Origin of the sequence: Streptomyces parvulus (genome assembly GCF_014648855.1) — a bacterium.
GTDB lineage: Bacteria > Actinomycetota > Actinomycetes > Streptomycetales > Streptomycetaceae > Streptomyces > Streptomyces parvulus.
In genome coordinates, this window is sequence record NZ_BMRX01000001.1 from 214,907 (window position 1) to 226,853 (window position 11,947).

9 protein-coding genes are annotated in these 11,947 nt (G+C 71.2%); 3 read left to right on the forward strand and 6 right to left on the reverse strand.

Going from position 1 to position 11,947, the window contains the following annotated elements; all coding sequences use genetic code 11:
* Window positions 1–4: 4 nt before the first annotated feature.
* From IE108_RS01010 to IE108_RS01035, 6 genes are all read right to left on the reverse strand, one after another.
* Entirely contained in the window at window positions 5–1,123 is a 1,119-nt protein-coding gene (locus IE108_RS01010; protein ID WP_064728980.1) for a sugar ABC transporter substrate-binding protein, read from the reverse strand.
* A gap of 203 nt (window positions 1,124–1,326) precedes the next feature.
* Window positions 1,327–1,782, reverse strand: coding sequence for a heat shock protein transcriptional repressor HspR (locus IE108_RS01015; RefSeq protein ID WP_064731870.1), 456 nt, complete (start codon window positions 1,780–1,782; stop codon window positions 1,327–1,329).
* Window positions 1,783–1,787: 5 nt separating this feature from the next.
* Window positions 1,788–2,984, reverse strand: coding sequence for a molecular chaperone DnaJ (gene dnaJ / locus IE108_RS01020; protein ID WP_064728979.1), 1,197 nt, complete (start codon window positions 2,982–2,984; stop codon window positions 1,788–1,790).
* 36 nt (window positions 2,985–3,020) lie between these two features.
* Window positions 3,021–3,695: a nucleotide exchange factor GrpE gene (grpE, locus tag IE108_RS01025; protein ID WP_064728978.1), complete on the reverse strand. Its 675-nt coding sequence runs from the start codon at window positions 3,693–3,695 to the stop codon at window positions 3,021–3,023.
* Window positions 3,692–5,545 carry a molecular chaperone DnaK gene (gene dnaK / locus IE108_RS01030; RefSeq protein WP_064728977.1) on the reverse strand — a complete coding sequence of 618 codons (1,854 nt, stop codon included), beginning with the start codon at window positions 5,543–5,545 and terminating at the stop codon, window positions 3,692–3,694. The genes grpE and dnaK overlap by 4 nt, the downstream gene beginning before the upstream one ends.
* Window positions 5,546–5,640: 95 nt before the next feature.
* Complete coding sequence (locus tag IE108_RS01035) at window positions 5,641–6,798, reverse strand: MraY family glycosyltransferase (protein WP_064728976.1); 1,158 nt, start codon at window positions 6,796–6,798, stop codon at window positions 5,641–5,643.
* A 240-nt stretch (window positions 6,799–7,038) separates the two neighbouring features.
* Here IE108_RS01035 and IE108_RS01040 point away from each other — a divergent pair, with 240 nt between their 5' ends.
* The 3 genes from IE108_RS01040 (at window position 7,039) to IE108_RS01050 (ending at window position 11,843) form a co-directional block, all read left to right on the forward strand.
* Window positions 7,039–9,321 carry a (Fe-S)-binding protein gene (locus IE108_RS01040; RefSeq protein ID WP_064728975.1) on the forward strand — a complete coding sequence of 761 codons (2,283 nt, stop codon included), beginning with the start codon at window positions 7,039–7,041 and terminating at the stop codon, window positions 9,319–9,321.
* Window positions 9,322–9,462: 141 nt separating this feature from the next.
* The gene (locus IE108_RS01045; protein WP_064728974.1) at window positions 9,463–10,764 is read left to right on the forward strand and encodes an FG-GAP repeat domain-containing protein; all 1,302 of its coding nucleotides are present in this window, start codon (window positions 9,463–9,465) and stop codon (window positions 10,762–10,764) included.
* 71 nt (window positions 10,765–10,835) lie between these two features.
* Complete coding sequence (locus tag IE108_RS01050) at window positions 10,836–11,843, forward strand: Yip1 family protein (protein WP_064728973.1); 1,008 nt, start codon at window positions 10,836–10,838, stop codon at window positions 11,841–11,843.
* Window positions 11,844–11,947 lie beyond the last annotated feature (104 nt).

Sequence of the window (11,947 nt, forward strand, 5' to 3'; positions counted from 1 at the left end):
TCCCCTACTTCAACCCGATCTCCCCGCAAGCCTCCGCGAACTTCGCCGTGCAGATGTCGCTGACCTTGTAGAAGCCGTCCGCGATCACCGTCTCGTCGATGTTGCCCTTGGTGAGGGCGACGACGGGGACGAGCTGGGCGGGGATGCCCTTGTGGGTGGGGCTGTCGACCTTGTCGCGGGCGAGGGCGTCGAACTGGATGTCCCGGCCCTGGACGCGCGCCACGGCCATCTCCGCGGCGTTCTCCGCCTCCTGCGGGTAGGACTTGTAGACGCTCATGTACTGGTCGCCGGTGACGATCCGCTGGACCGCGGCCAGTTCCGCGTCCTGGCCGGTGATGGGCGGCAGGTCGGTGACGCCCGCGTCCTCCAGGGCCTTGATGATGCCGCCGGCCATGCCGTCGTTGGCGGAGTAGACGCCCGCGATGTTGCCCTTGCCGATCTCCCCGATCGCCTCGGTCATGTTCGCCTCGGCGTTCTCCGGCTTCCAGTCCTTGGTGTCGAAGGACTGGGCGATCGTCACCTTGCCGTTCAGCTCGGACATGGCGCCCGCCTTGAACTGCTTGGCGTTCGGGTCGGTGGGCGAGCCGTTCATCATGACGATCTTGTCGGAGCTGTCCGAGCCGTCGCCGAGGGCGTCGATGAGGGAGCGGCCCTGGACCTCGCCGACCAGCTCGTTGTCGAAGGAGATGTAGGCGTCGATCGGGCCCTCGGCCAGCCGGTCGTAGGCGATGACCGGGATCCCGGCGTCCTTGGCCTTCTGCACGCCGTCCCCGATGGACTGCGCGTCGACCGCGTCCAGCACGATGACGTCGACCTCGTCGTCGATCATCTGCTGCAGCTGCTCGGTCTGCTTCGCCGCGCTCGCCTCGGCGTTGGCGTACTTGACGTTGCCCGCGTCGTTCGTGAGCTCGCCGACCTTCGCCTTGAAGAAGGGGTAGTCGAACTGCTCGTAGCGCGTGTTCTCCTTCTCCGGCAGCAGCAGCCCCACGGTGATGTCGTCGCCCTTCGTGGGGCTCGCCTCGTCGCTGCTGTCCGAGGCGCCCAGGACGCCGCAGGAGGCCAGCGACAGAGTCATCAGAGACGCGGCCACGGATATGGCGGTACGACGGGCACGGCTGCTCACTGCGCTGACCTTCCGACACACGGGTGTTGTTGTGACCCGGGGGACCCAGACGACCCAGGTGAAGGAAGCCAACGCTCTCTTCACGAAATCGTCAAGAACTACTGGACCAATGAGACAGCACCGTTGTGAACAAGCCCCGGAGGTCCGACCGGACCTCCGGGGCTCGCGATGCCGTCTTCCCTTGTGCCGCCTGCCCAAAGCGGTCAGTCCGAGGCCTGGCCGTGGCGCTTGGGACGCCACACGACCAGGGCGCTGGTCTGCTGTACCTCTTGGTAGGGGACCAGGTCACGGCGGTACGACGCGTGCACCGCCGCTTCCCGCTGGCGCATCGCCGTCGCCGCTCCGTCGAGGGCGTCGGCCATCTCCGCGACCCGGGCCTGGAGCGCGGCGACCTGGTTCTCCAGTTCGATGATGCGCTTGATTCCGGCCAGGTTGATGCCCTCGTCCTGCGACAGCTGCTGCACCTGGCGGAGCAGCTCGATGTCGCGGGCCGAGTAGCGCCGGCCGCGCCCGGCCGTGCGGTCCGGGGAGACCAGGCCGAGGCGGTCGTACTGACGCAGGGTCTGCGGGTGCAGACCGGAGAGCTGGGCCGCCACCGAGATGACGTAGACCGGGGTCTCCTCGGTCAGTTCATACGGATTGCGTCGACGACCGTCCATCCCCATCAAGCTCCCTTCGCGGCCTGGAACAACTCCGCCCGCGGATCCTCGTCCGCGGTCGCCTCGCGATACGCCTCCAGCGCGTCACGAGCCTTCCCCGTCAGGTCCTTCGGAACACTCACCTCGACGGTGACCAGGAGGTCGCCGCGGCTGCCGTCCTTGCGGACCGCGCCCTTCCCGCGGGCCCGCATGGTGCGCCCGTTGGGCGTGCCCGGCGGAAGCTTCAGCGTGACGGGCGGACCGCCCAGGGTCGGCACCCGCACCTCGCCGCCCAGGGCGGCTTCGGTGTAGGTGACGGGGACGGTGACCGTGAGGTTGTCGCCCCGGCGGCCGAAGATGGAGTGCTCCTTGACGTGCACGACCACGTAGAGGTCGCCCGCCGGTCCGCCCCGCTCGCCCGGTGTGCCCTTGCCGCGCAGCCGGATGCGCTGCCCGTCCGACACCCCGGCCGGGATGCGGACCTGCATCGTCCGGGAGGACTTGGCGCGTCCGGAGCCCTTGCAGACGTCGCAGGGGTCCTCGGCGATCAGGCCGCGGCCCTTGCAGTCCGGGCACGGGTCGGTGAGCGAGAAGCCGCCGCCGGAGCCCCGCGCGACCTGACCGGTGCCGACGCAGGTCGGGCACACGCGCGGTGTGCCGTTCTTGTCGCCGGTGCCCGAACAGGCCTTGCAGGGCGCCTGCGAGGACATCCGCAGCGGCACCGTGGCGCCCTCGATGGCCTCCGTGAAGCTCAGCGTGACCTCGGACTCGATGTCCTGGCCGCGCCGCGGCTGGGTCCGCGTGCCGCCGCCGGGAGCGCCGCCGGTGCGGTTGAACAGGCCGCCGAACACGTCCCCGAGTCCGCCGCCGAAGCCGCCGGCGCCCCCCTGGCCCCCGCCCTGGGCGCCGCCTCCGAAGAGGTCGCCCAGGTCGAAGTTGAAGGTGCCGCCGCCACCCGCGCCCGGCCCCGGGCGGAAACCGCCGTTGCCGAAGAGGGCGCGGGCCTCGTCGTACTCCTTGCGCTTCTTGGGGTCGCCGAGGATGTCGTTGGCCTCGGAGATCTCCTTGAAGCGCTCCTCGGCCCTGACGTTCCCCTTGTTGGCGTCCGGGTGGTTCTCGCGGGCGAGCTTCCGGTACGCCTTCTTGATCTCGGCCTCGGTGGCGTCCTTGGGGACGCCGAGGACCTTGTAGTAGTCCTTCTCGATGAAGTCCTTCGTGCTCATCCCCGACGTCCCTCCTTCCCGCTTCCGGTCCTGCCGTCAGCCCTCGTCCGGGCCACCGTTCTCCTTGTTCTCCGCGGAGTCGGAGCCGTCCTTGGCCTCGGTGCCCTCCTCGGCCTTGGCCGGCTGCGCGCCGGGCTGCGGTTCGGCGACGGCCACCCGCGCGGGGCGGATGGTGCGTTCGCCGATCCGGTACCCGGGCTGGAGGATCGCCACGCAGGTCGTCTCGGTGACGTCCGGTGCGTAGGAGTGCATCAGGGCCTCGTGGATCGTCGGGTCGAAGGGCTCGCCCTCCTTGCCGAACTGCTGGAGGCCCATCTTGGCGATGACCGTCTCCAGCGACTCCGCGACGGACTTGAAGCCGCCGACCAGCTCCCCGTGTTCCCGGGCGCGGCCGATGTCGTCCAGCATCGGGAGGAGTTCGGACAGGAGGTTCGCGACGGCGACCTCCTTGACCGCGACGCGGTCCCGCTCCACCCGGCGGCGGTAGTTCTGGTACTCGGCCTGGAGCCGCTGGAGGTCCGCCGTGCGCTCGTTGAGCGCGGTGCGCACCTGGTCCAGCTGGGCCACCAGGCCCGCGTTCTCGCTAGCGTCCCCGGCCGGGGCCGCGCCCTCCTCCGAGGAGGGGGCGGCGGCCTTCGGCTCGGCGTCGTCGGGGCTGGCGCCGGAGGGGACGTCGGGCTTCTCGTCGAAGCCCGGGGTCTCCTCCGTCACGCGGCACCGTCCTTGCGCTCGTCGTCCACGATCTCGGCGTCGACGACGTCGTCGTCGGCCTTGTCGCCGGCCTGCGCGCCGTCACCGGGGGCCTCGCCGCCGGCGGCCTGCGCGGACTGGGCGTCGGCGTACATGGCCTGGCCCAGCTTCTGCGAGACGGCGGCGACCTTCTCCGTGGCGGTGCGGATCTCGGCGGTGTCCTCGCCCTTGAGCTTCTCCTTCAGCTCGGCGACGGACTCCTCGACCTCGGTCTTGATCTCGCCCGGGACCTTGTCCTCGTTGTCCTTGAGGAACTTCTCCGTCTGGTAGACGAGCTGCTCGCCCTGGTTGCGGGACTCGGCGGCCTCGCGGCGGGCGTGGTCCTCCTCCGCGTACTTCTCGGCCTCCTGGCGCATCCGGTCGACCTCGTCCTTCGGCAGCGAGGAGCCGCCGGTGACGGTCATCTTCTGCTCCTTGCCCGTGCCCAGGTCCTTCGCGGTCACGTGCATGATGCCGTTGGCGTCGATGTCGAAGGCGACCTCGATCTGCGGGACGCCGCGGGGCGCCGGGGGCAGGCCGGTCAGCTCGAACATCCCGAGCTTCTTGTTGTACGCCGCGATCTCGCGCTCGCCCTGGTAGACCTGGATCTGCACGGAGGGCTGGTTGTCCTCGGCGGTGGTGAAGATCTCCGAACGCTTCGTCGGGATCGTCGTGTTCCGCTCGATCAGCTTGGTCATGATGCCGCCCTTGGTCTCGATGCCGAGGGACAGCGGGGTGACGTCGAGGAGCAGGACGTCCTTGACCTCGCCCTTGAGGACACCGGCCTGCAGGGCGGCGCCGATGGCGACGACCTCGTCCGGGTTGACGCCCTTGTTGGCGTCCTTGCCGCCGGTCAGCTCCTTGACCAGCTCGGCGACGGCCGGCATACGGGTCGAGCCGCCGACGAGGACGACGTGGTCGATCTCGGACAGCTGGATGCCGGCGTCCTTGATGACGTTGTGGAACGGCGTCTTGCAGCGCTCCAGGAGGTCGGCCGACAGCTGCTGGAACTGCGCCCGGGTGAGCTTCTCGTCCAGGTGCAGCGGGCCCTCGGCGGAGGCCGTGATGTAGGGCAGGTTGATCGAGGTCTCGGTGGACGAGGACAGCTCGATCTTGGCCTTCTCGGCGGCCTCGCGCAGACGCTGGAGGGCCATCTTGTCCTTGGACAGGTCCACGCCGTGGCCGGCCTGGAACTGCTTCACCAGGTAGTCGACGACGCGCTGGTCCCAGTCGTCACCACCGAGGTGGTTGTCACCGTTGGTGGCCTTCACCTCGACGACGCCGTCGCCGATCTCCAGCAGCGAGACGTCGAAGGTGCCGCCGCCGAGGTCGAAGACGAGGATGATCTGCTCGTCCTTGTCGAGGCCGTACGCCAGCGCGGCGGCGGTCGGCTCGTTGACGATGCGCAGGACGTTCAGGCCCGCGATCTCGCCGGCCTCCTTGGTGGCCTGGCGCTCGGCGTCGTTGAAGTACGCCGGGACGGTGATGACCGCGTCGGTCACCTTCTCGCCCAGGTAGGACTCGGCGTCCCGCTTCAGCTTCTGCAGCACGAAGGCGCTGATCTGCTGGGGGTTGAAGTCCTTGCCGTCCAGGTTGATCTTCCAGTCGGTGCCCATGTGGCGCTTGACCGACCGGATGGTCCTGTCGACGTTCGTGACCGCCTGGCGCTTGGCCACCTCGCCGACCAGCACCTCACCGTTCTTGGCGAAGGCGACGACGGACGGCGTGGTCCTGGCGCCCTCGGCGTTGGTGATGACGGTGGGCTCGCCGCCCTCCAGAACGCTGACGACGGAGTTAGTCGTGCCCAGGTCGATGCCGACCGCACGTGCCATGGTGAATAACCTCCAGCTGACTTGAGTGGAACAGGCTCAAGTGTGCACGACGGTCTCCGTGCGGTCAACAGAGGTGAGTCGAGCCGACTCAACTCTTATCCGTTCCTTACACGCAACGGGGCGCTGACCTGGACTTCTTCGGCCCGCCGAGCCTGGCGAACCGGGAAAATCGTCCCTCGGGAGGAGGCATCCCCAGGGGTGTCCGCCACCTCGGGAGGCACCCGGGACGCACCGCGAGGCGGCCGCGCGGGCCCCGGTACCCGGCCCTGCGCCCCTGCCCCGTGCCGCGGCCCGTACACCCGTACCCGCAGCAGCCCCGCCACCGCGGCCGCCGCGGCTCCCGCGACCCACCACACCGCCGGCGCCCCGACCCGGCCCGTGTGCACGAGCACACCCGTGAGCACCGCGCCGCAGGAGACCGCGCCGACGACCACCGCCGCGCCCTGCGGGGTGAGCCCGAGCCGGCGCAGCCGGTGGGCCAGGTGGTCGGGCCCCGCGCGCAGCACGGGCCGCCCGGCCAGCCGGCGCGAGAGGAGTACGAGTACGACGTCCAGGCAGGCCGGCGCGGTCAGCGCGAAGAGCACCGCCGCACCGCCGGCCGGCGGATGCCCCGCGCGGGTGAACACGGCGGCCCCGGCCAGCAGGAAGCCCGTGAAGAGCGCCCCGCACGCGCCGAGCGCGATCCGCGCCGGGTGCCAGTTGTGCAGCAGCAGCCCGGTCAGCGCGGCCGCCAGCGCGAGCAGCGCCACCGCCAGCCCGTCCCGCAGCTCCGCCGCGGCGCAGGCGGCGACCCCGAAGGCGGTGACGACCCCCACCGTGCCGGCCACCCCGTCGGCGTGGTCCAGCCCCCGGAAGGCGGCGGCCACCAGCGTGATCCATCCCACGGCGAGCACTCCGGCCACCGGGCCGGTCTCCCCGTACGGCACCACGCAGGCCGCCGCGACGGCCGTACCGGCGACCACCCACCGCCGGCGCAGCCGCCAGAGGTCGGCGGCGAGGCCGAGGGCGCCGGCGGCCAGGGCGCCGAGCAGCAGCCGGCCGGCCGCGGGGCCGAGCGGCACGACGCCGGTCCAGTCGCCCACCCCCGCGACCAGCCCGGTGACCAGGGCGACCGCCACCCCGCCGGACAGCGGGACGGGACGCCGCCGGCGGCGGTCGACGAGGGCGAGGGAGAGGGCGGGGGCGCGCAGCAGCGCGGCGAGGAGGGCGGCGAGGAGGAAGGAGGCGGTGGCGGCGGCGATCCCGTAGAGCACGGGGACAAGTTATGCCGGATATCACGTTTTGCTATGAATTGCTCGGCCGCTACGGCGTGGCGAAGGGGCCCCCGGGCGGGCCCGGCGGTCAGGGTTGCCTCAGCGACGCAGATCACCGCACGTCCGACTACAGTGCGGCTGAGGATCGGGGTAGTCTCGGACGGACTGAATAAGTTACCGCTTAGTAATACCGAGCAACACTGATCCCCTCGCAACCTCGCAGGCCCGAGGAGCCCCCAAATGCAACTCGCCGCGATCATCGTGTCGCTGGTCCTGATCGTGGTCGGCGTGGCGCTGTTCGGCCGCGCCGTCCTGCAGATCGTCAACTACATGCGGCTGGGCCAGCCGGTGCCGGCCGGCACGCGGACCGACGATCCCGCAGCGCGCACCGTCACCGTGGTCCGGGAGTTCCTCGGCCACACCCGGATGAACCGCTGGGGCATCGTCGGTGTGGCGCACTGGTTCGTGGCGGTGGGCTTCTTCTCCCTGCTGCTGACGATCGTCAACGCGGTCGGGCAGCTCTTCGAGGCGGACTGGATCCTGCCGGTCATCGGCGACTGGGCGCCGTACAACGTCTTCGTCGAGTTCATCGGCACCATGACGGTGCTCGGCATCCTCGCGCTGATCGTGATCCGCCAGCTGAGCCGGCCGGACAAGCCGGGCCGCAAGTCCCGCTTCGCCGGGTCCAACTTCGGCCAGGCGTACTTCGTCGAGGCCGTCATCCTCATCGTCGGCGTCTGCATCTTCATGCTGCACGCCCTGGAGGGCGCCCTCCACCACGTGGACGGCTACGAGGCCTCGTTCTTCATCTCGTACCCGGTCGTCTCCGCACTCGGGAACCTGGACGTCTCCACCCTCCAGAACCTGGTCTACCTCTTCGCCGGCCTGAAGATCGCGACCTCGTTCATCTGGATGATCACCGTCGCCCTCAAGACCGACATGGGCGTCGCCTGGCACCGCTTCCTCGCCTTCCCGAACATCTGGTTCAAGCGCGACGCGAAGGGCGGCACCGCCCTCGGCGCCCTGCTGCCGATGACCTCGGGCGGCAAGCCGATCGACTTCACCGACCCCGGCGACGACGACACCTTCGGCGTCTCCCAGGTCGAGCAGTTCTCCTGGAAGGGCCTACTGGACTTCTCCACCTGCACCGAGTGCGGCCGCTGCCAGTCGCAGTGCCCCGCGTGGAACACCGGCAAGCCGCTCTCCCCCAAGCTCCTGATCATGTCCCTGCGCGACCACGCGCACGCCAAGGCCCCCTACCTGCTGGCCGGCGGCGGCAAGACGATGGAGGGCGACGAGAAGGCGTCCGAGGAGCAGCTCGCCCCGGTGCCCGCGGCGGCGCTCGCGGAGTCCGAGCGCCCGCTGATCGGCACCCTCGAAGAGAACGGCGTCATCGACCCGGACGTCCTGTGGTCCTGCACCACCTGCGGCGCCTGCGTCGAGCAGTGCCCGGTGGACATCGAGCACGTCGACCACATCGTCGACATGCGCCGCTACCAGGTCATGATCGAGTCGGCGTTCCCGTCCGAGGCGGGCACGATGCTCAAGAACCTGGAGAAGAAGGGCAACCCCTGGGGCCTGGCGAAGAAGCAGCGCCTGGAGTGGCTCAAGGAGCTGGACTTCGAGGTCCCGGTCGTCGGCAAGGACATCGAGGACCTCACCGAGGTCGAGTACCTGTACTGGGTCGGCTGCGCCGGCGCCCTGGAGGACCGCGCCAAGAAGACCACCAAGGCCTTCGCCGAGCTGCTGCACATCGCGGGCGTCAAGTTCGCGATCATGGGCGGCGACGAGAAGTGCACCGGTGACTCGGCACGGCGCCTGGGCAACGAGCCGCTCTTCCAGGAGCTGGGTATGGAGAACGTCATGTCCCTCAACGCCGCCTTCGGCGAGGAGATGGACGACGACGGCAAGGTCACCGAGGAGTCGAAGAAGCCGAAGTCGGCGAAGAAGATCGTCGCCACCTGCCCGCACTGCCTCAACACCCTGGGCAACGAGTACCCGCAGCTCGGCGGCGACTACGAGGTCATCCACCACACCCAGCTGCTCCAGCACCTCGTGGACGAGGGCAAGCTGCTCCCGGTCACCCCGGTCGAGGGCATCATCACGTACCACGACCCGTGCTACCTGGGCCGGCACAACAAGATCTACACGCCGCCGCGCGAGATCATCGCCGCCGTCCCGGGCGTCCGCAACGAGGAGATGCACCGCCACAAGGAGCGCGGCTTCTGCTGCGGCGCCGGCGGCGCGCGGATGTGGATGGAGGAGCGGATCGGCAAGCGCATCAACAACGAGCGCGTCGACGAGGCCCTCTCCGTCAACCCGGACATCGTCTCCACCGCCTGCCCGTTCTGCCTCGTCATGCTGACCGACTCGGTCAACGGCAAGAAGAACGACGGCAAGGCGAAGGAGTCCATTCAGGTCGTCGACGTCGCCCAGCTGCTGCTGGACTCGGTGAAGACCCCGGCCGACCCGGCGGGCGAGCCGGAGCCGGAGAGCGAGCCGACGCCGGAGCCGGTGAAGTAACCCGCACCACTCCTGCCGCCGACACCCCCTGGTCCCGCCCGGACCCGGGGGTGTCGCCGTTCGTCGAACGCGTGCATCATTACCCGGTCGTTGTCAGTGGCACGGAATCACGGAATCACCGGATCGGACGGGGCGGGGCGAATGGTGCGCGGACGAAGAGCCATCCGGGTCGGTACGACGGCCGCCGGCTGCGCGCTGCTGCTCGCCGCCTGCGGCCGGGGCGGACCGGCCCCCGCCGCCGACGGCACCGGCCCCACCCCCGTGCGCGCGGCCCAGGCCCCCGCCGCGCAGCCCGTCCCGCGCGGCGAGGGCAGCGAGGTCCCCGACGACTTCAACGGCGACGGCCACCGCGACCTCGTCCTCGACGACCTGGTCAAGGCGGAGAGCCACGCCGACGACGCCGGGATCGGCATCGTCTACGGCTCGGCGCGCGGACCGGCCCCCGCCACCCGGCAGTTGCTCACCCCCGCGAAGTACGCGGCCCCCACGGACGGGCAGATCCCGGCCGTCTTCGAGGCGGAGTCGGCCTGCGACCTGGACGGCGACGGCTTCACCGACCTCGTCGTCACCACCGACCCGCCCTACGACGGACAGGGCCGCCCCCCGGTCCCGCTCCAGCTCCTCTTCGGATCCCCGGCCGGACCGGCCGCCCGCGCGGTCCCGCTGGCCGTCCCCGGCACGGCACGCTTCGGCAACGACTGGCCCGAGCGCCCGGTCTGCGGCGACTTCGACGGCGACGGCGCCGAGGACCTGGTCCTGCACGCCTCGGCCGGCCACCTCAGCTACCTGCGCGGCCCCTTCACCCGCGAGGGCGCCCCGCGCGAGGCCGGCGCGCCCGTCCCCTCCCCCGGCGAGGTGCCGACCGGCCCCGCCGCCGACGTGAACCGCGACGGGTACGACGACCTCGTCGTCCGCGCCTCCGCGGGCCCCGGCGCCGCCGCCCTCGTCCTCGGCGGCCCCGACGGCCCCACCCGCACCGGGGTCGCCCTCCCGGCGGGCACGGACGTCGCGCTGGGCTCCTTCGGGCGGGGCAAGGCGCTGGACGCGGCGGTGGGCGGCGCGGACGGCACGGCCCTCCGCTTCGACCTGCCCGCCTCCCGCCGCGGCACCCTCGACGCCCCCGGCACCGCCCTCGACGCCGCCGACTTCGACGGCGACGGCCGCACGGAGCTGGTCCTCGGCGAACCCGCCGTACGCGTCCTCCCGGGCCGCGCGACGGGCCCGGTGACGGAGGGCGCGGTGACCGTGGAGCCCGCCGCCCAGGGGACGACGCGCGTGCTGACGGCGGGCGACTTCGACGGCGACGGGCGGGCGGACCTGGTCGTGCGGACGAACCGGGGCGACACCAAGGACACCGTCGAGGTTTACCGGGGCACGGCGAACGGGCTCGTGACGCGGGAGCCGGCGGTCACCTTCTCGACGGCGTACTTCCTGACCCCTTAGGGGCCGGGCGGCCTCGGGCCGAGGTCGGGGCGGCATGCCGTGCACCGGCCCCTCGGGGAGACCCGTAGGGGATGTCACAGCTCGGCCGCAAAGGGTCCCCCGAATGGCCGGGCCCCGCACGTCACTCTCCGGGACCAGGTACGTTCGAAGGCGTGGCTGGATTCAGGATCGGACGCGGCCGGGACAACGGCGCTCCACACACGCGACCGCAACGCCCACCGTACGGACAGCAGGCGCCCCAGGGACCGCCGTACGGCGGACAGGCGGCGCCTCGGCAGCCGTACCCGCAGCAGCCGTACGGGGGTGGCGGACCCGGACCGGGCGGCTCCCCCTGGCCCCAGGCCCACGGCGGCGGCCACGGCGAGCCGGAGTACTTCGGCGACGGCGGCCACCACCCGGGGCAGCCCGGCGGCCAGGCCCCGTACGACCCGTACGCCGCCAACAACCCGGGCCACACCCAGGCGTTCACCGTCGACGACCCCTACAACCAGGGCGACACCTACCGCGCCGGATCGGCCCCCGCGCCCGGCCCGGTCGGCCCGCGCCTGCACTGGAAGGACCTGCTGAGGGGCGTCGTCCTCGCCCCCAACCAGACCTTCCTCCAGATGCGGGACTACGCGATGTGGGCCCCGGCGCTCATCGTGACGTTCCTCTACGGCCTGCTGGCGGTCTTCGGCTTCGACGGCGCCCGCGAGGAGGCCATCAACGCCACCCTGTCGAACGCGGTCCCGATCGTCCTGACCACGGCCGTCGCCATGGTCCTGAGCGCCTTCGTCCTGGGCGTGGTCACCCACACCCTGGCCCGCCAGCTCGGCGGCGACGGCGCGTGGCAGCCCACGGTCGGCCTCTCCATGCTGATCATGTCCATCACGGACGCGCCGCGCCTGGTCGTCGCCCTGTTCGCCGGCGGCGACGCGCCCTTCGTCCAGATCCTGGGCTGGGCCACCTGGATCGCGGCCGGCGCCCTGCTGACCCTGATGGTCTCCCGCTCCCACGACCTGCCCTGGCCGAAGGCGCTGGGCGCGTCGGCGATCCAGCTGATCGCACTGCTGTCGATCGTGAAGCTCGGGACGTTCTAGCAGCTCGGATGCGTAAGGGCCCCCGGCGTCGCGCCGGGGGCCCTTCCCCTGCCCCGCGGTGATCACCCCCTGCTAATGTCACCCTGCTCGCGCAGGGCCGAGCG

Bases quoted from the DNA above. Each gene is read 5' to 3' on its own strand.
- IE108_RS01015 (WP_064731870.1), bottom strand. From the start codon at position 1,782: ATGGACGGTCGTCGACGCAATCCGTATGAACTGACCGAGGAGACCCCG.
- IE108_RS01040 (WP_064728975.1), top strand. From the start codon at position 7,039: ATGCAACTCGCCGCGATCATCGTGTCGCTGGTCCTGATCGTGGTCGGC.
- dnaK (WP_064728977.1), bottom strand. From the start codon at position 5,545: ATGGCACGTGCGGTCGGCATCGACCTGGGCACGACTAACTCCGTCGTC.
- IE108_RS01045 (WP_064728974.1), top strand. From the start codon at position 9,463: ATGGTGCGCGGACGAAGAGCCATCCGGGTCGGTACGACGGCCGCCGGC.
- IE108_RS01050 (WP_064728973.1), top strand. From the start codon at position 10,836: ATGTCACAGCTCGGCCGCAAAGGGTCCCCCGAATGGCCGGGCCCCGCA.
- dnaJ (WP_064728979.1), bottom strand. From the start codon at position 2,984: ATGAGCACGAAGGACTTCATCGAGAAGGACTACTACAAGGTCCTCGGC.